Origin of the sequence: Tsukamurella pseudospumae (assembly GCF_001575205.1) — a bacterium.
Lineage (GTDB): Bacteria > Actinomycetota > Actinomycetes > Mycobacteriales > Mycobacteriaceae > Tsukamurella > Tsukamurella pseudospumae.
The window spans coordinates 113,536-136,975 of record NZ_LSRE01000048.1 but is presented as its reverse complement, the minus strand read 5'-3'; the positions used below and the strand labels follow the sequence as shown (position 1 = coordinate 136,975).

Genomic DNA, 23,440 nt, shown 5'->3' with positions numbered 1-23,440 from the left:
ATTGTGCCCGTTCACGGGAGCCGAGCGACCCGTCTGATCCACGCCGTCGCCGCCACCGAGATCGCGGCCGTGGCGACCAGATATCCCGCCGCGGGCCACGGCGCACCGTCGGCCCCGTGGATCAGGGCGGTGAGGATGAGGGGAGTCAGGCCCGACGCGTAGATCCCCGAGAACTGGTACACGACGGACAGTCCCGTGTAGCGGACCTCGGTGGGGAACAGGCTCGCGAAGAAGGTGCCCTGCGCGGCGTAGAAGAGGCCGTGGACGAACCCGAACACCACGACGAGGCCCACAGTGAACCAGGCGATCGACGCGGTCCCGAACAGTGCGAACACGGGGAACACCGCGAGGCCGTAGAGCAGCACGCCGGTGCCGTACACCCCGCCCGGCCCGATCCGGTCCGCGAGTGCGCCCGCGAACGGGATCACCGCGGCCATGACGAGGGCGGCCGCGGTCACGGCGAGCAGTACCCCGATCTTGTCCATCGCGAGCGTCGCCGTGGCGTAGGTGATGGCGAAGACGCCCCACGTGTTGAACGCGCTACCCTCGGCCCACCGCGCGAGGCACCCGGCGATCGTGTTGCGGCGCAACACGGGATCGCCCAGCAGCTGACGCAGGGGCGTGCGGGTGGTGTCCAACGTCGCCCGGGCCGCCACGAACGCGGGGGTCTCGTCGACCGCTAGCCGCACGGCGACGCCGATCACCACCAGCACGATCGACACGGCGAAGGCGATCCGCCACCCGAACCGGAGGAACTGGTCGTCGTCGAAAACCGTTTGCAGCAGTGCGAAGACGGCGGTGCCGAGTCCGAGGCCGAGCGCGAGACCCACCTGCGGGACCGCACCGAATCGGCCCTTGCGGCCCTCGGGCGCGTGCTCGACGGCCAGCAGGACCGCGCCCGCCCACTCCCCGCCGAGCGCGAAACCCTGGACGATCCGCAGCAGCAGCAACAGGATCGGGGCCAGGACACCCACCTGGCCGGCGGTGGGGAGCGCGCCCATCATTGCCGTGGCCACACCCATCAGCAGCATCGTCAGCGCGAGGGTCTGCCGCCGGCCGATCCGATCACCGACGTGCCCGAAGACGAGACCGCCGATCGGACGCATGACGAAGCCCACGGCGAACGTGACGAAGCTGAGCATCGTTCCCACGAACGAACTCGTCTCCGGGAAGAAGAGTTTGGTGAAGACCAACGATGCCGCGGTCGAGTAGAGGAAGAAGTCGTACCACTCGACAGTGGTGCCCAGCAGCGACGCCGCGACCACGCGCCGCAACTGCGCAGGGTCGGGAGCGGAGGGCGCGGGAACGGATTCGACGGTGGCGGTGCTCACCGATCGGAAGCTATCGGCGGTCCGGGGTCCTCGTCACCGGTTGTGCTCGCGGTGACCGCAATCGACGTCAGTACGCCGAGGAGCGGTTCGTCGCCGCCCAGGTCCGCTCCGCCTCGGACTGCGCCGGTGGGGGTACGAGGCCGTTGATCATCCACATCTCCTCGCTGGTGTCGTCGACGTGGAATTCCCACTGCAGGTCGGGGTGCCGGGCGAGCGACGGTGCGACCATCCCGCGCACCCACTGCGCGATCTGTGTCCGACTGGTCGAATCGGCGGCGTGTCGGGCGATGTGGTCGATCGCGATGCGCACCGCGACCGGGGCGCTGGTGCCGCCGATGAAGAAGTCCTGTGGTGCGACCTCGTGGAAGAGGACGACGACGTAGAAGCGCGGCAGGCCGATCGCCGCGTACTGATCGGTGATCGCTGCGGCGAGCGATTCCTTCTCGGCGGCGGTGAAGACATCGGGCGTGTGGTGGATGTTCCAGAGCGGCATGATGATTCCTTCGGTTCGGATTGGTCGGGTCAGGCGCCGGCGGGGAAGGTCAGGGCTTCGACGGGGCCGGAGAGGGCCGCCTTCGTGATGGTCGTGATCTCGTCGGCGAGGATCTCCACCTCGCCGGTGGCGACACCGTCGAGGATCGCCGTGGCGATCTCGTCGGGCGTCGCCTTGGGGACCGGGATCGCCGACACCATGTCGGTATCGATGAAGCCCGCGTGCACGCCGACGACCTGGGTGTTCTGCGCGGCGAGTTCGACACGGAGCGAATTCGTGATCGACCACGCGGCGGCCTTCGACGCGCCGTAACCGCCGGAGCCGGACAGCCACGAGAGCACGGAGTGCATGTCGACGAGGGCGCCACCGCCGTTCGCCGCCAGTACCGGAGCGAAGGCCCGCGCCACGCGCAGCAGGCCGAGCGCGTTGACGTCGAACATCGCCTCGATGTCCGCGAGCTCGCCGGTCGCCAGTGGTGTGGGAGTCATGATCCCGGCGTTGTTGAACACGACCTCGGCATCCGACGCGAGCCGCGCAAGGGCCTCGGCGGATTCCGTCGAACGGACCTCGAGGGCGACGGGAACGACCTCGGGGCGGGGATCGGTGAACGGCTCCCGCCCCGTCGCGTAGACCTTGCGTGCCCCGCGGGCCAGCGCCCCGTCGACCAGCGCGGCACCGAGGCCCCGTCTGCCTCCCGTGACGACGATGACGGCGTCCTTGATGGCGACCATGACTGCTCCTTCTGAGTAATGACTACGTTAGTCAGCTCGATTCAAGCATCTTCGTCTGGGTAACGCAAGCGTTAGTTATGATCGGGTGATGGAGTTCGAGGAGCGACTGCGGGACCGAAGTACCTGGGCGATCGGCGACGGCTGCTCGGCCGCGCGCACGCTGGACCTGCTCACCACGAAGACGGTGTTCCTCGTCGTGCGGGAACTCCTCTACGGCACGACGCGCTTCGACGATCTCGTCACTCGGACGGAGACCTCCGCCCCTGCGGTGTCGCGCGCGCTCAAACAACTGACCTCGGCGGATCTCATCGCAGCGACGGAGTACCGCGAGCCCGGGGCGCGTACCCGCGCGGAGTATCGGCTCACGGCGGCGGGTCAGGACCTGCTGCCGGTGTTCCTCGCGCTGATCCAGTTCGGCGACGCCCACCTGCAACCCGAGGGGGCGCCGCTCGTCTTCGTGGACACGGAGTCGGGGGAGCCGGTCCGGACCAGGCCGGCCGCGGCCGGGACGGAGGTTCTCCCGGACGCGATCGAGATCCGGCTCAACCGGGACCGGTGGGGCGCGCCGGAGCGCGTCAACCCAGCAGCTTGCGGCGATCCGAGTGCAGGAAGGTCACCAGCGTGATCGCACCGCAGAGAAGGCCCGCCGCGAGGATCACCTGCGGGCCGGTCACGAAGGAGCCGATGATGCCGCCGACCGCGGCGCCGAGGACGAATCCCGCGTACACGAGGGCGTAACCGAGCCAGTCGAAGACGGTGCCGTTGCCGGTCGCGTGCCGCTCGATACCCTGCCCGAGCTTGACCAACGTGCCCGTCACGTACGAGAGAGGGACCGAGACCTCGCCGTTCTTCGTGAACGAGGTGTTCAGGGCGCCCAGCGAGAAGGTGATGATCAGGATGGGGATGAAGCGCACCTGGGGCTCCGCGAAGCCGTCCAGAACGAAATCCGTCGCCGACGCGAGCAGCAGGCCCGCGGTGGTGAGCACCGTCGGCCCGTGCGCGTGGTTCTGCCAGAAGTAGCGGCGGCAGATCGACGCCACGACGACACCGATCACGAAGGCGACGATCAGCGCCGTGGCCGCGAGCGCACCCGCCCCGGCCACCTGCTGCGCGTCGGACGCCTTGAACCACGTGAGCACGGCGCGTTCGGTGTTGCCCGTCATGAAGGTCACGAAGTATCCCGCGGAGTGCAGGAAGGCGACCGCGCCGACCATGCCCGCCATGCCGGCGAGGAGCCAGGACAGGCGTGCGTCGGGTCCGATCGCGGCGTCCCGGGAGACGACCGGGCGGGGCTGCGGCTTCGTGGGCTGTTGCTCCGTCGGGGTGGTCATTCCCCATGGTTACCGACGGGAAGCATCCTTCGCCGTACGGCCGCACCGATTCACACCCGGCCGCCCGTCAAGGGCGGGTCACATCACGAGCCGGGGGAGGCCGAGGTCACGCCGGTGCGTCGTCCACCGCGAGGAAGTCGCGCTGGAAGACGCCCATGAGCCGCGCATCGCGGTACCGGCCGTTCGAGAAGAACTGCTCGCGGAGCAGCCCTTCCTCGGTGAACCCCAGCTTCTCGTAGACGTGCGCCGCCTTCTCGTTGGCCACGTCCACGTAGAGGTACACCTTGTGCAGGTTGAGGATCCGGAACGCGTAGTCGAGCGCCCTGCGGGTGGCGATGCTCGCGTAGCCGCGCCCCTGCTGCGCCGGCGCCACGATGATCTGGAACTCGCAGTTCCGGTGGATGACATTGATCTCGACGAGCTCGACCAGGCCCACCGGCAGCCCGTCGTTCTCGATGATGAACCGACGCTCGCGCTCGTCGTGGATGTGCCGCTCGTAGATGTCCTCGAGCTCGGCCAACGCGTCGAAGGGCTCCTCGAACCAGTACGACATCACTGCCCGGTCGTTGAACAGGCCGTGCACGAACCGCAGGTCCGTGCGTTCCATCGCGCGCAGCTGGACGGTCATGGAGTCCACGCTAGGCCGCCGTGGGGCCGATCGCCAGTGGGTCCGCCTCCCGGGGATGCGCCCCTACTGTGCAGCCAGCCCGATGCCGAGGAACACCACCGCGAGCAGCGGCGCGAAGCCCTGGATCGCCGCCGCGCGGAGCTTGGTCCGGTCCGAGAGGGCGAGCACGAGGGCCGCCGCGAGCATCGAGCCGACGCCCACGAGGATCAGGGTCGCGCCGACGGCGCGCTGCGGCCCGAACAGCGCGAGGCCGAGGAACACCGCGATCGCCAGGAACAGGTTGTAGAAGCCCTGATTGAAGGCGAGAGGCCGGGTGATCTCCGCCGTCTCTGCCGTCGTGCCGAAGGTCGCACGCGATCGCGGCGACGTCCACGCGATCGATTCCAGGTAGAAGATGAAGCAGTGCACGAGCGCCGCGACGGCGGCGAGAACGAGTCCGGCGGGGATCATGTGTTCATCATGGCCGATGACCGCCCGTCCGCCACCCTCCCGGCCTGAACCGGCCCGGCACCGTCGCGTACGATTGTCCGAGTGCCGTGGGCCCGACGGGGCCCCGTGCTGCCCGCAGGAAACCGCACATCAGGCGGCCTCCTGCTGATACCAACCCGAGGAGAACGAGTGAAGAGCACCGTCGAGCAGCTGAGCCCGACTCGCGTCCGCCTGAGTGTCGAGGTTCCCTTCGACGAGCTCGCGCCCGATTTCGATCGCGCCTACGAGACGCTCGCGCAGCAGGTCAACATCCCCGGCTTCCGCAAGGGCAAGGCCCCCGCGAAGCTGATCGAGGCGCGCGTCGGCCGCGACGCCGTGCTCTCGCAGGTCATCAACGACGCGCTGCCCGGCAAGTACAGCCAGGCCGTCCTCGACTCCGAGGTCAAGGCCCTGGGACAGCCCGAGATCGACATCGACAAGCTCGAGTACGGCGAGACCTTCTCGTTCACCGCCGAGGTCGACGTGCGCCCCGAGATCACGCTGCCCGACTACTCGGCCATCGAGGTCGAGGTCCCGTCGCTCGAGGTCACGGACGCCGATGTCGACGAGCAGATCGAGGGCCTGCGCGCCCGCTTCGGCACCCTCAAGGGCGTCGAGCGTGCGGTCGAGACCGGTGACTTCATCACCATCGACCTGTCGGCCACCGTCGACGGCGCGGACGTCGAGGACGCCAAGACCACCGGCCTGTCGCACGAGGTCGGCAACGGCCAGCTGATCGACGGGCTCGACGAGGCCGTCGTCGGCCTGTCGGCGGGCGAGTCGAAGACCTTCCCGACCACCCTCGTGGCCGGCGAGTTCGCGGGCAAGGAGGCGGACGTCACCGTCGTCGTCGGTTCCGTCAAGGAGCGCGAGCTGCCCGAGCTGGACGACGAGTTCGCCCAGCTCGCGAGCGAGTTCGACACCGTCGACGAGCTGCGCGCCGACCTGCGTGAGCGCGTCGAGCAGAACAAGCGGCTGGGCCAGGCCGCCGACATCCGCGACGCCGTGCTCGACAAGCTGCTCGAGTCCGTCGAGGTGCCGCTGCCGGAGGCGGTCGTCAAGGAGCAGACCGACGCCAACGTGCACGACGTGCTGCACCAGGTGGGCCACAACGAGGAGCTCCTCGAGACCGCGCTCAAGGCGCAGGGCACCACGCGCGAGGAGTTCGAGAACCAGGCCCGCGAGTCGGCCGAGAAGCAGGTGAAGGTCCAGCTGCTGCTCGACGCGATCGCCGACGCCCAGGACGTGCAGGTCGACCAGCAGGAGCTGCAGGAGCACATTCTCTTCCAGTCGCAGCGCTACGGCGTGCAGCCCGCCGAGTTCATCCAGCAGATCCAGCAGGCCGGGCAGCTGCCCGCCCTGTTCCAGGAGGTCCGCCGGGGCAAGGGCCTCGCGGACGTCGTGCTCGAGGTGACGGTCAAGGACGCCGACGGCAACGCCGTCGACACCAAGGCACTGTTCGACCGTGACGACGCCGGCGAGGAGCTCGCCGAGGAGGCCGCCTCCGAGGAGGCCGTCGTCGCCGAGGCCGAGGAGATCACCGCCGAGGGCTCCGCCACCGACGAGAAGTAGTTCGACCAGGGATCGCCCCGCAGCCGGATCCGGCTGCGGGGCTTTCTGCCCTCAGCGGAGCCGGGCGCGCCGGGGGACGTTCCGCCCCCGTGCGTTCGTTAGTGTCGATGTCAGCAAAGAAAGGCAGGGAGCAGCGGATGACCTCCAACCCCATCATGCGGACCGGACTCGCCGGTTTGAACCTCAACGATTCGGTGTACAGCCGCCTCCTGGAGTCGCGGATCATCTTCCTCGGCAGCGAGGTGAACGACGACATCGCGAACCAGCTCTGCGCGCAGATGCTGCTGCTGTCCGCGGAGGATCCGACCAAGGACATCAACCTCTACATCAACTCGCCCGGCGGCAGCATCTCCGCCGGCATGGCGATCTTCGACACCATGGAGTTCGTCGAGTGCGATGTCGCGACGTACGCGATGGGCATGGCCGCGTCGATGGGCGAGTTCCTGCTCGCCGCCGGCGCCAAGGGCAAGCGCTACGCGCTCCCGCATGCGCGCATCATGATGCATCAGCCGTCCGCCGGCATCGGCGGCACCGCGGCCGACATCGCGATCCAGGCCGAGCTCTACCGCAAGACCAAGATCGAGATGAACCGCCTCAACGCGCAGTTCACCGGCCAGCCGATCGAGAAGATCGAGGCCGACGCGGACCGCGACAACTGGTTCACGGCCGAGGAGGCCCGCGACTACGGCTTCGTCGACCATGTCGTCAGCCGCGCGAGCGCCGTCAAGTAGCGAGAGGACTTCACTTCAATGACCGACGGTTTCCCCCAGAACACGGCGCAGGGCCTGCACCTGCCGCCGCAGTCCCGCTACACGATTCCGCAGTTCTTCGAGCGCGCCGCCAACGGTGAGCAGCGGGTCATGGACCCGTACGCCAAGCTCTTCGACGAGCGGATCATCTTCCTCAAGACCCAGGTCGACGAGGTCTCGGCGAACGACGTGATGGCGCAGCTGCTGGTGCTCGAGTCGCAGGACCCGGACCGCGACATCACGCTGTACATCAACTCGCCCGGCGGCAGCGTCTACGACGCGCTGGGCATCTACGACACGATGCAGTACGTCCACTGCGACGTCGCGACCGTCGTGCTCGGCACCGCGGCGTCCGCGGCGGCCATCCTGTTGGCCGGCGGTACGCCGGGCAAGCGCGCCGCGCTCCCCAACTCGACGGTGCTGATCCACCAGCCGCGCAGCGGCGGCGGGGCTCGCGGGCAGGTCTCGGACCTGGAGATCCAGGCGGCCGAGATCGAGCGCGTACGCAACCGTCTCGACGAGATCCTGGCGAACCACACCGGCCAGACCTTCGAGCGGATCCGCAAGGACACCGACCGCGACAACATCCTGACGGCCGACCAGGCCAAGGAGTACGGCATCGTCGACACGGTGTTCCCGTACCGCAAGGCGTCCGCCAAGTAATTCGAGCAGGTGACCGGGGGCCGCGACACGCCGCGTGCGCGGGTTCCGCGGCCCCCGGCGCCACCTGCAGCAAGCTGTTCATATCGGTCGCCGGGAATTCGGTTCGCGGGTACCGTCGACATCAGACGTCGGCTGCCCTCGGGACTGCGGGCAGACCAGTCATCGGCAAGGGAAGTAGGGCACGGCATGGCACGGATCGGGGACGGCGCAGACCTGTTGAAGTGCTCCTTCTGCGGAAAGAGCCAGAAGCAGGTCAAGAAGCTGATCGCCGGTCCCGGCGTGTACATCTGCGATGAGTGCATCGACCTGTGCAACGAGATCATCGAGGAGGAGCTCGCGGAGTCCAGCGATGTGAAGCTGGACGAGCTGCCCAAGCCGGTCGAGATCCGCGACTTCCTGGACAACTACGTGATCGGGCAGGACTCGGCCAAGCGGAACCTCGCGGTCGCGGTCTACAACCACTACAAGCGGATCCAGGCGGGCGAGCGCAAGGACGCGCGCGGCGAGAGCGTGGAGCTGGCGAAGTCCAACATCCTCATGCTCGGCCCCACCGGCTGCGGCAAGACCTACCTGGCGCAGACGCTGGCGAAGATGCTCAACGTGCCCTTCGCCATCGCCGATGCCACCGCGCTCACCGAGGCGGGTTACGTCGGCGAGGACGTGGAGAACATCCTCCTCAAGCTGATCCAGGCCGCCGATTACGACGTCAAGCGCGCCGAGACCGGCATCATCTACATCGACGAGGTCGACAAGATCGCCCGCAAGAGCGAGAACCCGTCGATCACGCGCGACGTGTCCGGCGAGGGCGTGCAGCAGGCGCTGCTGAAGATCCTCGAGGGCACGCAGGCCAGCGTCCCGCCGCAGGGTGGCCGCAAGCACCCGCACCAGGAGTTCATCCAGATCGACACGACGAACGTGCTGTTCATCGTGGCGGGCGCCTTCGCCGGGCTCGAGAAGGTCGTGGGCGACCGGATCGGCAAGCGGGGCCTGGGGTTCGGCAACGAGGTGCGCACCAAGAGCGAGGTCGACACCGTCGATCACTTCGCCGACGTGCTGCCCGAGGACCTGATCAAGTTCGGCCTGATCCCGGAGTTCATCGGCCGCCTCCCCGTCATCGCGTCGGTGTCCAACCTGGACAAGGAGTCGTTGGTCTCGATCCTCTCGGAGCCGAAGAACGCCCTGGTCAAGCAGTACCAGCGCCTGTTCGAGATGGACGGCGTGGAACTCGAGTTCGACGAGGACGCCCTCGGTGCCATCGCCGATCAGGCCATCCATCGCGGCACCGGAGCCCGCGGGCTCCGCGCGATCATGGAAGAGGTCCTCAACCCCGTGATGTTCGACATCCCGTCGCGCGACGATGTGGCGAAGGTCGTCGTGACGGGGGAGACGGTGCGCGACAACGTGCTGCCCACCATCGTGCCCCGCAAGCGCTCGCACGAGCGCCGCGAGAAGAGCGCGTAACCACGCGTCGACCGCGCCCCGACCGGAACCGGTCGGGGGCGCAGTCGTTTCCGCGTCACCGCGTCACCGCGTCACCGCGGCGCCGACGCCCGGTCAGCGCGTGCGCTGCACCCGCGCCTCGCGCCAGACGGGCTCCGCGGCCTCGCGCACGGCACCGTCGGACCCGAACACCAGGAACCGGTCGAACGAGCGCGCGAACCACCGGTCGTGCGTGACGGCCAGCACCGTGCCCTCGTACGCCTCCAATGCGTCCTGCAGCGCCTCGGCGCTCTCCAGGTCGAGGTTGTCGGTCGGCTCGTCGAGCAGGAGGGCGGTGGTCCCCGCGAACTCGAGCAGCAGCACCTGGAGCCGGGCCTGCTGTCCACCGGACAGACTCTCGAACCGCTGGTCCGCCTGCCCGTGCAGCTCGTACCGGCGCAGCGCCGGCATGGATCGCCCGAGGTCGGCGGCGTGCTCCTCGCGGAGGATCTGCACGAGCGTCCGGCCCTGCAGCTCCGGATGCGCGTGCGTCTGCGCGAAGTGGCCCGGGATCACGCGAGCGCCGAGCGCCGCGGTGCCGGTGTGCGCCACGTCCTCACCCGCGAGGAGCCGCAGGAAGTGCGATTTGCCCGAGCCGTTCGACCCGAGGACCGCGACCCGCTCGCCGTAGAACACCTCGAGGTCGAAGGGCTGCATGAGGCCCGTGAGCTCCAACTGCTTCGCGGTCACCGCGCGTACCCCGGTCCGCCCACCCCGCAGGCGCATGGTGATCTCCTGCCGACGCGGCGGCTCCGGCGGCGGCCCGGCCTCCTCGAAGCGCCGCAGCCGCGTCTGCGCGGCTTGATACCGGGATGCCATGCCGTCGTTGAACTTCGCCTGCTCGCGCAGCGTCAGGACGAGCTTCTTGAGCTGCTGGTGCCGTTCGTCCCAGCGTCGCCGGAGCTCGTCGAACCGGGCGAAGCGTTCGTCGCGGGCGCGGTGGAAGGTGGCGAAGCCCCCGCCGTGCACCCAGGTGTCCGATCCGCCGGGGGCGGGCTCGACGGCGACGATCCGGGTCGCCGCGCGGGAGAGCAGTTCCCGGTCGTGGCTCACGAAGAGCACGGTCTTGGGCGTCTGCCGCAGCTGCTCCTCGAGCCATTCCTTGCCCGGCACGTCCAGGTAGTTGTCGGGCTCGTCGAGGAGGAGGACCTCCGCGTCACCCCGGAGCAGTGCCTCCAGCGCCAGCCGCTTCTGCTCGCCGCCGGACAGCGAGGTCAGCCCGCGCCATTGCGCGCGGTCGTAGGGCACGCCCAGCGCCGCGACGGTGCACGCGTCCCACAGCGTCTCGGCCGCGTAGCCGCCGGCGTCGCCCCAGTCGGTCAGCGCGTTCGCGTAGCGGATCTGGTTGGCGTCGCCGTCGTCGTCCATGAGCAGCAGCTCCACGGCGTCCAGCTCGCGCGCCACCGCCTGCAGTCGCGGAGGGGAGACGGACAGCAGTAGATCGCGGACCGTCCGGTCGTCGCGCACCGACCCGATGAACTGCGGCATCACCCCGACACCGCCGCTCGAGGTCACCGTGCCGCCGTGCGGCTCCAGCTCGCCCGCGAGGAGGCGCAACAGGGTGGTCTTGCCCGCGCCGTTGCGGCCGACGAGGGCGGCGACGGCACCGTCGCCGATCCGGAACGAGACGTCGCCGAGCAGCGCCCGTCCGTCCGGCAGGTAGTACTCCACGTGCGTCGCCTCGAGATGCCCCATTGGTCCTATTCTGGACGTGGCGGCCGTGTGGACGCTAGTCGATTTCCCCGGCCGCCGCCTGCGCCGCGACGCCGTCGAGGACGGCGCCGAGCGTCGTGAGACCGGCGACGGGGCCTTGCGCGGAGCGGTACCAGTCCAGGGGCGCTCCGACGGTGCCGCCCCAGGTCCCGACCCATCCCCGCAGGTCGCCGAAGGCGTGCGCGTACGGCAGGCCCCGCTCGAAGAGCTGTGCGCGCTGTTCCGGCGGCAGCGCGCCGACGTTCGTCGCGATCAGGTACTGCCGCATCCCGCCCACGCCGGCCGCCAGGCGGCTGCCCGCGACGGTCCGCTCCGGGAGCAGGAGGGCGGCCACCGTCAGACCCAGTCCGAGGATGATCACGGCGAGCGCCCAGAGCACCGTCGCCCCGACGAACGCACAGATCAGCGCCGCGATCGCGCCCACCTCGGCCACCGCGAAGGCGAGCGCCGTCCGGCGCGCCCGGGGGAGAGTGCGGACCCAGCCGCGCTCGATCACGGACGCGCGGGCCGCGGAACGGGCACCGGACAGCGCCACGGGCCGGGCGCCGCCCGCGAGCTCGCCGGTCGTGGTGGACTCGGCGCCGTCCGGCAGGATCGCGTCGACGACGGCGCGCTCGGTGGGCGAGACGGCGTCGTCGAGCGGCGCGCGGCGGGAGATCTGGTAGTCCCCGCCCGGCAGCTGGGCGATCCAGAGGTAGCCGCGGACCGCGAGGTCGAGCACCGTCGCGCCGATGTCGGACGGGCGCACGCGGCCGTCCGCCAGCGCACCGACCTGGCCGGGGAGGACACCGTCGGGCGAGGCGAAGGCGACGGTGCCGGCCCGCCCACCCGCAGCGCCCGCGGGGACGAGCAGGTCGGCAGTCGGGCCCGCGGACTCGGCCGCCGCGTCGTCGGCGCGGCGGCGCAGCAGCGCGAACCCGGCCGCTGCCAGGGCGAGGACGGTGCCCAGCGACAGTGCGATCAGCGCTGCGGTACCGGGCTCGGCGGCGCGGGACGGGGCCGCGGAGGTGAACCTCGCGTCCGCCTTCACCGTGCGCGCGGGCAGGAGCACGGTGAAGACCGCGGCCTTGCCCTTCGGCAGCCCGGTCTGTTGCATGGAGACGTGCCCGGTGGCGTCGGTCTCGGTCATGGAGCACAGGCGCCGCTCGCCGGGACTGCCGATGCCGCACAGCGGGGAGTCCGGCGCGGCGGCCGGAGAGCCGAACGTGGCGGTGAGGCGTTCGAGGTCGACGGTGTACCCAGCGGCGATCGGCCAGGTGAACTGCTGCAGCTCCGGGCCGTTCTCCACCGTGCCGCGCACGGTGTACGTGACCTTCGTGGTGCCGCCCGGCGCGGAGACCTGCAGTGCGCCATCGGCGACAGTGGCGGTGCCGTTCTCCGCCTTCACGTCGGACACCGTGAAGTGCTGGATCCGGGAGCCCTCGACCTGCACGTCGAGCGGGAGTCGCTGCGCCACAGCGCGACCCGTAGGGGCGGTGATCGTCGTCGTCACGCCGAGCGTGCCGTCGTCGCGGAGGTCCATCGCGACGTCCACCCCGACGCCGTTCGGATCGGCCGCTGCGGGCGCGACGGCGAACAATGCCGCCAGCAGGCCCACGAGCACGATCGCCGCCGGCCTGCCGAGCAGCCCCGCACCACGCATCCCTCTGTCCTCCCACATGGCTAGGTACGATAACGGACGTCCAGGGGTGGAGAGGGGCGCAGACGTGGGGAATCCGTACGATCCGCGGGGCCGCGGCTACCCGCGCCCGGGCACGCCCGCTGGGCCTCCGCCGCCGCGCCGGGTCCCCGTCCCGCCGCCCGCGCAGGCCCCACGTCCCGCACCCGCGCACGGTCTCTCGGGTCAGTACCGCATCTCCGCCGGCGTCCGCAGGCCGACGGTGCCGCCCCGCCCGGCCGGCCCGGTCCGTCCCTACGCCCCGAGTTACGGCCCCGGAGCCGCGCGCCCCGGAGTCCCTCGGCCGCAGGTCGCGCAGCCCGCGTATCGGCCCGTCCCGCAGCGACCGGTCCCCGCGGCGCCGCCCCGCGTCGTGCCTCCCGCCCAGTGGTCGATGCCCGCCCCGTACCGCGGGCCCGCCGGCAACGGGGCACCCGTCGGGTACGGGCGCCCCGTCGGCTACGGGGCGCCGGCGTGGGCGCCGGTCCCGCCCGTGCGCTCCGGCGGCGGACCGTGGGTCGCCGTGCTGGTCGTCGCGATCGTGGTGCTGATCGCTCTGCTGCTGGGCGTCGCGGTGCTCGCGCTGGCGGGCAGGTCGACGGTGGACACGGGTGCGTCGCCCACGGGGGCGCCGGGCGGCCCCGTCACCACGTCGGAGGCCACCTCGACGACCCCGGCCGCCGCCACGCGCACGACCTCGCAGCGCGGGACCACCGGCTCGTCCGTGTCGGCCGGCTCGACCCCCACGGGAACGGCTGCGCTCCAGGGCAATCCGCTGTTCGCGAATGCGAACGCCGGGCTGCCGACCCAGCCGTGCACCGCGACGGGCTGGCCCTCCGACAGCGCTGCGGGCAAGCGCTTCTTCGACAGCGTCGCGCCGTGCCTGGACCGGGCCTGGCAGTCGGCGACCGAGGGCGCCGGACTGAGTTACCGCAAGCCCACCGTGCTCGTGCCGTCCGGTACGAAGCTCTCCTCGCCGTGCGGCACGACCGATCTGGCGACGGAGAACGTGGCGGCGTTCTACTGCCCCTCGAACGAGACCCTCTACATGCCGCCGAGTGGGTTGGAGGTGGACCGCTACGGGAACCAGCCGGTGATCTACCTGTCCGTCTTCGCGCACGAGTACGGGCACCACGTGCAGCGGGTGACGGGCATCCTCGCCGCCGAGGTGCGGCTGGAACGGCAGTACGGCCGCACCTCGGACCGCGGGCTCGAGGTCTCGCGCCGCACCGAGCTGCAGGCGCAGTGCTTCAGCGGGATGCTGGTGAAGTCGGTGAGTGACACCGGTGGTCAGTTCACCAGCCGCGACTACCGGACGGCGTTCGAGGACCAGGAGCGGGGCGACCAGCCCGGCTCCGACCGCGACCACGGGACCAGCGCCCACGCTCAGGGCTGGTGGAACACCGGCTACCAGACGAATCGACTGGCGCGGTGCAACACGTGGGCGGCGTCGTCGAACGACGTGGCGTGAGCACAGCCCCGCCCGGCGGAACACCCTCGCATGCGCTGACTAGAATCGTGGGGTGACTACTGCGCCGCGCGACTCCGCTCTCGACCGACTCCCCGCCGCCTGGGAGCCCGGTGCGGTAGAGGCGGACATCTACGCCGGCTGGGTGGGCGCGGGCTACTTCACCGCCGACAACACCTCGCCCAAGCCCGCGTTCTCCGTGGTCCTGCCGCCGCCGAACGTGACCGGCAGCCTGCACCTGGGCCACGCCCTGGACCAGACCATCACCGACGCGCTGTGCCGCCGTAAGCGGATGCAGGGCTACGAGGTGCTGTGGCTGCCCGGCACCGACCACGCCGGCATCGCCACGCAGTCCCTCGTCGAGAAGCAGCTCGCCGCGGAAGGGACCAGCCGCCGCGAGATCGGCCGCGAGAAGTTCCTCGAGCGCGCCTGGGCCTTCAAGGAGGCCAGCCACGGCAACATCACCGGCCAGATGCGTCGAATCGGCGTGGGCATCGATTGGTCCCGCGAGCGGTTCACCATGGACGAGGGCCTCTCGCGCGCCGTCCAGACCATCTTCAAGCAGCTCTTCGACGCCGGTCTGATCTACCGCGCCGAGCGACTCGTCAACTGGTCCCCGGTGCTGCAGACCGGCATCTCCGACCTCGAGGTCGACCACAAGGAGGTCGACGGGGAGCTCGTCTCCTTCCGGTACGGGTCCATGAACGACGGTGAGCCGCACATCGTCTGCGCCACCACTCGCCTCGAGACGATGCTGGGCGACACGGCGATCGCCGTGCACCCGGACGACGAGCGCTACCGCGCGCTGGTCGGGACGACGCTCGCGCACCCCTTTCTCGACCGCGGCATCCCCGTCGTGGCCGACGACTACGTCGACCCCGAGTTCGGTTCCGGCGCGGTGAAGATCACCCCCGCGCACGACCCCAACGACTTCGCCCTCGGCCAGCGGCACGGCCTGCCGATGCCCACGATCATGGACGAGACCGCCCACATCGTCGGCACCGGAACGCCGTTCGACGGCATGGACCGGTTCGCCGCCCGCAAGGCGATCCGTGAGGCGCTGGCCGAGCAGGGCCGCATCGTCAAGGAGATCCGCCCGTACCGGCACAGCGTCGGCCACAGCGAGCGCTCCGGCGAGCCGATCGAGCCGCGGCTGTCGATGCAGTGGTGGGTCAAGGTGGATCGGCTCTCGAAGGCTGCTGGTGACGCGGTCCGCAGCGGCGACACCACGATCGTCCCCGAGTCGCTGGCGCCGCGGTTCTTCGACTGGGTCGACGAGATGCACGACTGGAACATCTCCCGCCAGCTGTGGTGGGGCCACCGCATCCCCGTCTGGTACGGCCCGGCCGACGCGGACGGCGTGCGGGACGTGGTGTGCTGCGGCCCCGACGACACACCGCCCGCGGGCTACGAGCAGGACCCCGACGTGCTGGACACCTGGTTCAGCTCGGGCCTGTTCCCGTTCTCCACGATGGGCTGGCCGGACTCCACGGCCGACCTGGCGAAGTTCTATCCCACGTCGACGCTGATCACCGGCTACGACATCATCTTCTTCTGGGTCGCCCGGATGATGATGTTCGGCACCTTCATCGGCGAGGAGCCGAACGCGCCCGGCAAGGTGCCCTTCCACGAGGTGCTGCTGCACGGCCTCGTGCGCGACGAGTTCGGTAAGAAGATGTCCAAGTCGAAGGGCAACGGCATCGATCCGCTGGACTGGGTCGAGGAGTACGGCGCCGACGCGCTGCGCTTCACCCTGGCCCGCGGCACCATCCCCGGCGCCGACCTCAACGTGGGCGCCGACGCCGCGGCATCGTCGAGGAAGTTCGCCACCAAGCTGTTCAACGCCACCAAACTGGCGCTGATGAACGACGCGCACGTCGGTGAGCTCCCGGCCCGCGATCAGCTCACCGACGCCGACCGCTGGATCCTGGACCGCCTCGCGGCGGTGCAGGCCGAGGCCGACGCCGCCTTCGACGCGAACGAGCTGGGCAAGGCGTGCGAGGCGCTGTACCACTTCGCGTGGGACGAGCTGTGCGACTGGTACCTGGAGGTCGCCAAACTGCAGCTGCACGCCGCGAACGATCACGGCGACGCGGCGCTCGGCGAGAACACCCGCCTGGTGCTCGGCAAGGCCCTCGATGTCGTGCTGCGGATGCTGCACCCGACGATGCCCTTCGTCACGGAGGTGCTGTGGAAGGCCCTCACCGGCGGTACCTCCCTGGTGATCGCCGACTGGCCGTCCCGCGACTGGGCGCCCGCCGAGATCCCCGCCGACGGTGTCGAATCCGCCCGCAGCTTCGCGGACCTGCAGCGTCTCGTCACCGAGATCCGCCGGTTCCGCAGCGACCAGCTGCTCAAGCCGGGCCAGCGGGTCGCCGCGCGGCTCACCGGCCTCGACGGGGCGGGCCTGACCTCGCTCGCGGCCGCGGCCGCGAACCTGTGCCGCCTGACTCCGCCGGAGGAGGGCTTCGCCGCCACGGCGTCGCTCGAGGTCCGGCTGGCCGGGGGCACGGTCACCGTCGAACTGGACACGTCCGGCACCGTCGACCTGGGGGCCGAGCGGGCGCGCCTGGAGAAGGACCTCAAGGCCGCGCAGAAGGAGCTCGACGGGACCACGGCCAAGCTCGGCAACGAGGCCTTCCTGGCGAAGGCGCCCGACGCCGTCGTCGACAAGATCCGGGGGCGGCAGAGCGTCGCGCAGGAGGAGGTCGAGCGGCTGACGGCGCGGATCGCGCAGCTCGGCGGGGGCGCCGCGTGACGGTCCCCGCCTTCGCCGCCGACCCCGACGACCTGGCCGAGCTCGCCCGCGTCGAGGCGGAACTCGATCAGCGCTGGCCCGAGACCAAGATCGAGCCGTCCCTGGCGCGGATCTCCGCGCTCATGCAGCTCCTCGGCTCGCCGCAGGACGCGTACCCGTCGATCCAGATCGCAGGAACGAACGGCAAGTCGTCGACGGCGCGCATGATCGACTCGCTGCTGCTCGCTTTCTCGCGCCGGACGGGCCGGATCACCAGTCCTCACCTGCAGCTCGCCACCGAGCGCATCGCGGTCGACGGTGCGCCGCTCACAGCACGTCAGTACGTGGAGACCTACCGCGAGCTCGAGCCCTTCATCGAGCTCGTCGACGCGCAGTCCGAGGCCGCCGACGGTCCGCGGATGAGCAAGTTCGAAGTGCTCACCGCGATGGCCTTCGCGGCGTTCGCCGAGGCCCCCGTCGACGTGGCGGTGGTGGAGGTCGGGCTCGGCGGCACCTGGGACGCCACGAACGTCGTGACGGCCGAGGTCGCCGTGATCACGCCGATCGGCCTCGACCACGTCGAGATCCTGGGCCCGGACATCCCGTCGATCGCGGGGGAGAAGGCGGGGATCATCAAGCGCGCGCCCGAGCGGCTGATCCCCAAGGACACCGTCGTGGTCGTGGGCAAGCAGGAGCCGGCCGCCATGGACGTGCTGCTCCGGAAGGCCGTCGAGGCCGATGCGGCCGTCGCGCGTGAGGGCTCCGAGTTCATGGTCGTCGAGCGGCGCGTCGCCGTCGGCGGGCAGCAGCTGACCCTGCAGGGCCTGGGAGGCGTCTACGACGAGATCTTCCTGCCCCTGCACGGCGAGCACCAGGCGAACAACGCCGTGGTCGCGCTCGCCGCGGTAGAGGCCTTCTTCGGCGCGGGCGCAGACCAGCAGCTCGACCTCGACACGGTGCGGGAGGGCTTCGCGAAGGCCGCGTCGCCGGGCAGGCTCGAACGCGTCCGTACCGCCCCGACGGTGCTCATCGACGCCGCGCACAACCCGCACGGCGCGCAGGCGCTGGCGCGCACCATCGAGACCGAGTTCGGTTTCCACACGCTGATCGGCGTGGTCTCCGTGCTCGCCGACAAGGACGCGATCGGCGTGCTGACCGCCCTGGAGCCCGTGCTCGACACCGTGGTGGTCACGCACAACGGCTCGCCGCGGGCGCTCGAGGTCGAGCGGCTCGCCGCGATCGCCGAGGAGATCTTCGGCGAGGACCGCGTCGTCACCTCACCCACGATGATCGATGCGGTCGAGACCGCGATCGCGCTCGCCGACGACGAGTCGGACGACGGCTTCGACACCGGCGCACCGGCGTCGGGCGTCGGCGTGCTCATCACCGGCTCGGTGGTGACCGCGGGAGCCGCGCGTTCGCTGTTCGGAAAGGAACCCCAGTGAGTACCCAGCGGTTCACGCCGCCCACCAAGGACCCGTGGAAGAGCTTCCGCGGCATCCTGTCCGGCACGCTGATCCTCGAGATGATCGTGATCCTGTTGGCCCTGCCGGTGGTGATCCGGCTGTCCCCGGGGCTGTCGGGCCTGAAGGTCGCGTACGTCCTGATCCTGGCCGCGGCCTGCTTCGCCGGCTGCATGGTCGTGAAGAAGCCGTGGGCCATCCCCGCGATCTGCGCGCTGCAGGTCGCCGTGATCGCCGGCTTCGCGGTGCACTGGGGGATCGGCGCCGTGGGCGTCGTGTTCGCCCTGGTCTGGGCGTACATCGTCTACATCGAGCGGGACGTGAAGAAGCGGATGGCCGAGGGGCGGCTGCAGGGCCAGGAGCCGATCGCGGACTGAGCCGGCGCACCGTCCGGGGGACCGTCGTCGACGGTGACCGCACCGTCCCGTTAGTCTGTGCCCGTGACTGAGCGGACTCTGATTCTCATCAAGCCCGACGGCGTGCGGCGCGGCCTGTCCGGGGAGATCCTGGCGCGCATCGAGCGGAAGGGCCTGACCATCGCGGCCCTCGAGCTCAAGCACGTCTCCATCGAGGTGGCCGAGGGCCACTACGCCGAACACAAGGAGAAGCCCTTCTTCGACTCCCTGCTCGAATTCATCACCTCCGGGCCCGTCGTGGCCGCGGTGCTGGAGGGCCCCCGCGCGATCGCGGCGTTCCGTCAGCTCGCCGGCGGCACCGACCCCGTGGAGAAGGCCGTGCCGGGCACCATCCGCGGTGACCTCGGCCTGGAGACCCAGGAGAACCTCGTGCACGGTTCCGACTCGCCCGAGTCCGCTGCGCGCGAGATCGCCCTCTGGTTCCCCGGTCTCGCCTGACCTGCGTCGACCCACGTCCCCCGGGCCCGCGCCGCGCGAACCGCGCAGCGCGGGCCCGATACTTTTCCGCCGCGGCTGTGACGTGTGGGATGATGAGTCGGACGCACGTCGGCGCGCGCAACCGCGCAGCACCGACCGGCCCGGCAGCTCGGCGAACACCGAGCAAGCGTGCGCCACGCACGAGACACGTGCAGACCTTGACAAACGTGAGGCTTCAGGTCACCTGGAGCCCCACCACACGACACGCCCCCGCGTGGCCGCGACCGAGTAGTGATCGCGCCCGGGGGTCGGTAGGAGATTCAGTGGCCGACAACACGTCGCCGGAAGAACAGAACAACGAAGCTCGGGAGGAGTTCCCGCAGAAGCTGCGCGTCCACGCGCTGGCGCGTCTGCTCGGGCTCACGAGCAAGGAGGTGCTCGCGCACCTCGGTGATCTCGGATTCGTCGCGCGCAGTGCGCACTCGAGCATCGACCGCAGCGCCGCCGAGCGCGTCCGCGATCGCATCGCCGAGCTCGCGGGCGGAGCACCCGAAGTCGCTGACCAGCAGGTCGCGGTCGAACCCGCCACACCCGCCACCGCGGCACCCGCCGAGCCCGTCGAGGAGACCCCGTCCCTCTTCTCCGAGGCCGCAGTCATCGAGCCCATCGCCGAGGTGGCCCCGTCGACCATCGACACCACGGTGCCGCTGTTCCTGCAGCCCGAGCAGGTCGAGCCCGCGCCGCGGAAGGCGCGCGCGCCGAAGAAGAAGGACGTCGTCGAGGACGCCCAGGAGCCCGAGGCCCCGGCCGTCGACGCTCCCGCGACCGAGCAGGACACCGAGCCGGTCGCCGAGGCCGCCGCCGAGCCGGCGGAGTCGGCATCGTCGTCCGACGATTCCGCGGATGACGAGGGCGCCGGCAATCGTCGCCGCCGCCGGGGCCGTCGTGGCCGCGGTCGCGGTCGCGGCGAGAACGCCGACGAGCAGGACGGCCAGGACCAGGCCGAGCAGATCGACGGTGCGCCCGCGCAGGACGCGAGCACTGACGAGCAGCAGCCCGAGGCGGACGGCGCGGCCGCCGCCGAGGAGAAGACCGACGAGGCATCGTCGGACGACGCCGAGGGCGATGACGTCGAGGACGTGACCGACGGTGGCTCGCGTCGCCGCCGGCGCCGTCGCCGGCGCCGCACGGGCGCGGGGGAGGACGGCGCCGAGGCGGCCTCGTCCGACGACCCGCCCAACACCGTCGTCCACGAGCGCGAGCCGCGGGAATCGCGTCAGCGCGCCCGCCGCGACGAGGTGCGCGGCATCAGCGGCTCGACCCGCCTGGAGGCCAAGCGCCAGCGCCGCCGCGACGGCCGCGACACCGTACGCCGCCGCCCGCCGATCCTCACCGAGTCGGAGTTCCTCGCCCGCCGCGAGGCCGTCGACCGCGTGATGGTGGTGCGCGAGCGCACCGGCGTGGGGCCGTCGCAGGGCCAGGACGGCCACACCGTGCCGCACCCCGCCGACTACACCCAGGTCGCGGTCCTCGAGGACGGCGTGCTGGTGGAGCACTTCGTCACCTCGTCGAGCTCGGCGTCGATGGTCGGCAACATCTACTTGGGCCGCGTGCAGAACGTGCTGCCCTCGATGGAGGCCGCGTTCGTCGACATCGGCCGCGGCCGCAACGGCGTGCTCTACGCCGGCGAGGTCAATTGGGACGCCGCCGGTCTCGACGGCAACGCCCGCAAGATCGAGCAGGCCCTCAAGCCCGGCGATCAGGTGCTGGTGCAGGTCTCCAAGGACCCGGTCGGCCACAAGGGCGCCCGGCTGACGACGCAGATCTCCCTCGCGGGACGCTTCCTGGTGTACGTGCCGGGCGGCGGCTCCGCCGGCATCTCGCGCAAGCTGCCCGACACCGAGCGCAAGCGCCTCAAGGAGATCCTCAAGGAGATCGTCCCCGCCGACGCGGGCGTGATCATCCGCACCGCGTCCGAGGGCGTGAGCGCCGAGGAGCTCGCGGGCGATGTCGCGCGGCTGCAGGCGCAGTGGGCCGAGATCGAGGCCGCTTCCTCGCAGAAGGGCGTCAAGGCGCTCTACGAGGAGCCGGACCTGCTGGTCAAGGTCGTCCGCGACCTCTTCAACGAGGACTTCAGCAAGCTCGTCATCGAGGGCCGCAAGGCCTGGGACACGACGTCGAAGTACGTCGGTGATGTCGCTCCCGACCTGCTGCCGCGGGTCGAGAAGTTCGAGAAGGCCCACGCTGACGCGCCGGACGTCTTCGCGACCTACCGCATCGACGAGCAGCTCGCGAAGGCCATGGACCGCAAGGTCTGGCTGCCCTCGGGCGGCACCCTGGTCATCGACCGCACCGAGGCGATGACCGTCGTGGACGTCAACACCGGCAAGTTCACCGGCGCCGGCGGCAACCTCGAGGAGACGGTCACCCGCAACAACCTCGAGGCGGCCGAGGAGATCGTGCGGCAGATGCGCCTGCGCGACATCGGCGGCATGATCGTCGTCGACTTCATCGACATGGTCCTCGAGTCCAACCGCGACCTCGTGCTGCGGCGCCTCACCGAGGCCCTGGGCCGCGACCGCACTCGCCACCAGGTCTCCGAGGTCACCTCGCTGGGCCTGGTCCAGATGACCCGCAAGCGGATCGGCACGGGCCTCGTCGAGGCCTTCTCCACGCCGTGCCAGGCGTGCGCCGGCCGCGGCATCATCGTCCACGACGCGCCCGTCGAGTCGGCGGGCGGCGGCGAGGAGGCCGGCCGCTCGGGGGAGCGGTCCGAGGGCACGGGCCGCAAGAAGCGCAAGCGTTCCAAGTCCGACGGTGCCGTCCAGGCCCCGGAGGCGCAGCCCGCGCCCGCGAAGGAGCCCGTCGCGCACAAGGGTGAGCATCCGATGTTCCGGGCGATGGCGGCGCACCACGATGAGGACGGTAACGAGGTGGCCGCGCCGGTGACGGAGGCGGCGGCCGAGGCACCCGAGGTGCTCGATGTGGCGCCCGAGGCACCTGCCGCCGAGCCCGAGCAGGCTCCGGCGGCGCAGGCCGCGCCTGCTGCCGCACCGCCCGAGGCCGCACCGGTGGCCGAGCAGACGCCGGCGGAGCAGGCACCGTCGGCCCCGCGCCGCCGCCGGGTGGCGCGGAAGGCGCCCACCACGACGTCGGCGTCCGCGCAGACGATCGTCGTCGACATCGCGATCCCCGTGCCCGACGCGCCGACCGCCCCCGCGGGCGATGCGGCCGGTGCATCGGTGGCGGAGCCCGCGCGCAAGCGGGCCCGGCGCCGTGCCGCTGCCCGGCCCGCGGGACCGGCGGCGGGTGGCGTCGAGGGTGACGGTGCCGACAAGGCGGACCAGCCGGTTTGACCCTGGCGTCGGCGTTCCCGTAACCTGGGAAGGTCGCTTTTCCGGCGGCGCGCTCGTGCGTGCGTGTTCCGGAGTACCCGCGTGATACGAGCCGCGCACCTGGCGCGCGCTGAACTACGAGATGTGTAAGAAGAGGTAAGCCCGAAGATGGCCACGTATGCGATCGTCAAGACCGGCGGCAAGCAGTACAAGGTCGCCGTCGGCGACCTGGTGAAGGTCGAGAAGATCGACGGTGAGCTCGGTAGCAGCGTCAAGCTGCCCGTGGCGCTCGTCGTCGACGGTGCGAACCTCACCACCGACGCCGCCGCGCTGGAGAAGATCTCGGTCACCGCCGAGGTCGTGGATCAGGTCAAGGGACCGAAGATCCGCATCCACAAGTTCAAGAACAAGACCGGCTACCACAAGCGTCAGGGCCACCGGCAGAAGCTGACGGTCGTCAAGGTGACCGCGATCGCCTGACCGGCGAACCAGACCACTCACACTTTTAGTACAGGAGTAGCCAGATGGCACACAAGAAGGGCGCGTCCAGCTCGCGCAACGGTCGTGATTCCAACGCCCAGCGACTGGGCGTCAAGCGGTTCGGTGGCCAGAAGGTCAGCGCCGGTGAGATCATCGTCCGCCAGCGCGGCACCCACTTCCACCCCGGCGTGCTCGTCGGCCGTGGCGGCGACGACACGCTGTTCGCCCTCGCGGCGGGCGCCGTGGAGTTCGGCACCAAGCGTGGCCGCAAGACGGTCAACATCGTGCCGGTCGCTGCGGAGGCCTAGT

At 70.7% G+C, this 23,440-nt stretch carries 21 protein-coding genes; 13 read left to right on the top strand and 8 right to left on the bottom strand.

Annotation, left to right across the window (positions count from 1 at the left end; translation table 11 throughout):
• Positions 1–11: 11 nt before the first annotated feature.
• From AXK61_RS19890 to AXK61_RS19880, 3 genes are all read right to left on the bottom strand, one after another.
• Positions 12–1,331 carry an MFS transporter gene (locus AXK61_RS19890; protein ID WP_068746803.1) on the bottom strand — a complete coding sequence of 440 codons (1,320 nt, stop codon included), beginning with the start codon at positions 1,329–1,331 and terminating at the stop codon, positions 12–14.
• 67 nt (positions 1,332–1,398) lie between these two features.
• On the bottom strand, positions 1,399–1,824 hold the full coding sequence (locus AXK61_RS19885; RefSeq protein ID WP_068746802.1) for a tautomerase family protein: 426 nt from the start codon (positions 1,822–1,824) through the stop codon (positions 1,399–1,401).
• Positions 1,825–1,853: 29 nt separating this feature from the next.
• A complete protein-coding gene (locus AXK61_RS19880) occupies positions 1,854–2,555 on the bottom strand; it encodes an SDR family oxidoreductase (protein WP_068571004.1) in 702 nt (233 codons plus the stop codon).
• Positions 2,556–2,643: 88 nt separating this feature from the next.
• On the opposite strand from AXK61_RS19880, the gene AXK61_RS19875 reads away from it, so the two are divergent.
• Positions 2,644–3,180 (top strand): winged helix-turn-helix transcriptional regulator, encoded by a 537-nt coding sequence (locus AXK61_RS19875; RefSeq protein ID WP_068746801.1) that lies wholly within the window; start codon positions 2,644–2,646, stop codon positions 3,178–3,180.
• Here AXK61_RS19875 and AXK61_RS19870 read toward each other — a convergent pair.
• The 3 genes from AXK61_RS19870 to AXK61_RS19860 form a co-directional block, all read right to left on the bottom strand.
• Positions 3,131–3,886, bottom strand: a complete 756-nt coding sequence (locus AXK61_RS19870; protein WP_082777945.1) for a YoaK family protein — start codon at positions 3,884–3,886, stop codon at positions 3,131–3,133. The genes AXK61_RS19875 and AXK61_RS19870 overlap by 50 nt on opposite strands.
• Before the next feature lie 106 nt (positions 3,887–3,992).
• On the bottom strand, positions 3,993–4,514 hold the full coding sequence (speG, locus tag AXK61_RS19865; protein ID WP_068571005.1) for a spermidine N1-acetyltransferase: 522 nt from the start codon (positions 4,512–4,514) through the stop codon (positions 3,993–3,995).
• A 63-nt stretch (positions 4,515–4,577) separates the two neighbouring features.
• Positions 4,578–4,964 (bottom strand): DUF1304 domain-containing protein, encoded by a 387-nt coding sequence (locus tag AXK61_RS19860; RefSeq protein WP_068571006.1) that lies wholly within the window; start codon positions 4,962–4,964, stop codon positions 4,578–4,580.
• 168 nt (positions 4,965–5,132) lie between these two features.
• On the opposite strand from AXK61_RS19860, the gene tig reads away from it, so the two are divergent.
• The 4 genes from tig (at position 5,133) to clpX (ending at position 9,427) form a co-directional block, all read left to right on the top strand.
• Positions 5,133–6,554: a trigger factor gene (tig, locus tag AXK61_RS19855; RefSeq protein ID WP_068571007.1), complete on the top strand. Its 1,422-nt coding sequence runs from the start codon at positions 5,133–5,135 to the stop codon at positions 6,552–6,554.
• A gap of 137 nt (positions 6,555–6,691) precedes the next feature.
• Positions 6,692–7,285, top strand: coding sequence for an ATP-dependent Clp protease proteolytic subunit (locus AXK61_RS19850; RefSeq protein ID WP_175399982.1), 594 nt, complete (start codon positions 6,692–6,694; stop codon positions 7,283–7,285).
• A gap of 18 nt (positions 7,286–7,303) precedes the next feature.
• On the top strand, positions 7,304–7,966 hold the full coding sequence (locus tag AXK61_RS19845; protein ID WP_068571008.1) for an ATP-dependent Clp protease proteolytic subunit: 663 nt from the start codon (positions 7,304–7,306) through the stop codon (positions 7,964–7,966).
• A 186-nt stretch (positions 7,967–8,152) separates the two neighbouring features.
• Positions 8,153–9,427 carry an ATP-dependent Clp protease ATP-binding subunit ClpX gene (gene clpX / locus AXK61_RS19840; RefSeq protein WP_068571009.1) on the top strand — a complete coding sequence of 425 codons (1,275 nt, stop codon included), beginning with the start codon at positions 8,153–8,155 and terminating at the stop codon, positions 9,425–9,427.
• A gap of 93 nt (positions 9,428–9,520) precedes the next feature.
• On the opposite strand, the gene AXK61_RS19835 is transcribed toward clpX, so the two are convergent.
• Together AXK61_RS19835 and AXK61_RS19830 are read right to left on the bottom strand one after the other, a co-directional pair.
• Positions 9,521–11,140, bottom strand: a complete 1,620-nt coding sequence (locus AXK61_RS19835; protein ID WP_068746800.1) for an ABC-F family ATP-binding cassette domain-containing protein — start codon at positions 11,138–11,140, stop codon at positions 9,521–9,523.
• Between the two features lie 34 nt (positions 11,141–11,174).
• A complete protein-coding gene (locus tag AXK61_RS19830; RefSeq protein ID WP_082789460.1) occupies positions 11,175–12,818 on the bottom strand; it encodes a DUF2207 family protein in 1,644 nt (547 codons plus the stop codon).
• Between the two features lie 46 nt (positions 12,819–12,864).
• Here AXK61_RS19830 and AXK61_RS19825 point away from each other — a divergent pair, with 46 nt between their 5' ends.
• The 8 genes from AXK61_RS19825 (at position 12,865) to rpmA (ending at position 23,439) form a co-directional block, all read left to right on the top strand.
• On the top strand, positions 12,865–14,286 hold the full coding sequence (locus AXK61_RS19825; RefSeq protein WP_156485763.1) for a neutral zinc metallopeptidase: 1,422 nt from the start codon (positions 12,865–12,867) through the stop codon (positions 14,284–14,286).
• A 52-nt stretch (positions 14,287–14,338) separates the two neighbouring features.
• Positions 14,339–17,041 (top strand): valine--tRNA ligase, encoded by a 2,703-nt coding sequence (locus AXK61_RS19820; RefSeq protein WP_068571013.1) that lies wholly within the window; start codon positions 14,339–14,341, stop codon positions 17,039–17,041.
• Entirely contained in the window at positions 17,038–18,465 is a 1,428-nt protein-coding gene (folC, locus tag AXK61_RS19815) for a bifunctional tetrahydrofolate synthase/dihydrofolate synthase (RefSeq protein ID WP_068571014.1), read from the top strand. Before AXK61_RS19820 ends, folC begins: the two co-directional genes overlap by 4 nt.
• Positions 18,462–18,860, top strand: a complete 399-nt coding sequence (locus AXK61_RS19810) for a DUF4233 domain-containing protein (RefSeq protein WP_068571015.1) — start codon at positions 18,462–18,464, stop codon at positions 18,858–18,860. The genes folC and AXK61_RS19810 overlap by 4 nt, the downstream gene beginning before the upstream one ends.
• Before the next feature lie 63 nt (positions 18,861–18,923).
• A complete protein-coding gene (gene ndk, locus AXK61_RS19805) occupies positions 18,924–19,337 on the top strand; it encodes a nucleoside-diphosphate kinase (RefSeq protein WP_068571016.1) in 414 nt (137 codons plus the stop codon).
• A gap of 302 nt (positions 19,338–19,639) precedes the next feature.
• Entirely contained in the window at positions 19,640–22,672 is a 3,033-nt protein-coding gene (locus AXK61_RS19800; RefSeq protein ID WP_068746798.1) for a translation initiation factor IF-2 N-terminal domain-containing protein, read from the top strand.
• A gap of 147 nt (positions 22,673–22,819) precedes the next feature.
• A complete protein-coding gene (rplU, locus tag AXK61_RS19795; RefSeq protein ID WP_068571018.1) occupies positions 22,820–23,131 on the top strand; it encodes a 50S ribosomal protein L21 in 312 nt (103 codons plus the stop codon).
• Between the two features lie 44 nt (positions 23,132–23,175).
• Complete coding sequence (gene rpmA, locus AXK61_RS19790) at positions 23,176–23,439, top strand: 50S ribosomal protein L27 (RefSeq protein ID WP_068571019.1); 264 nt, start codon at positions 23,176–23,178, stop codon at positions 23,437–23,439.
• Position 23,440: the final 1 nt, after the last annotated feature.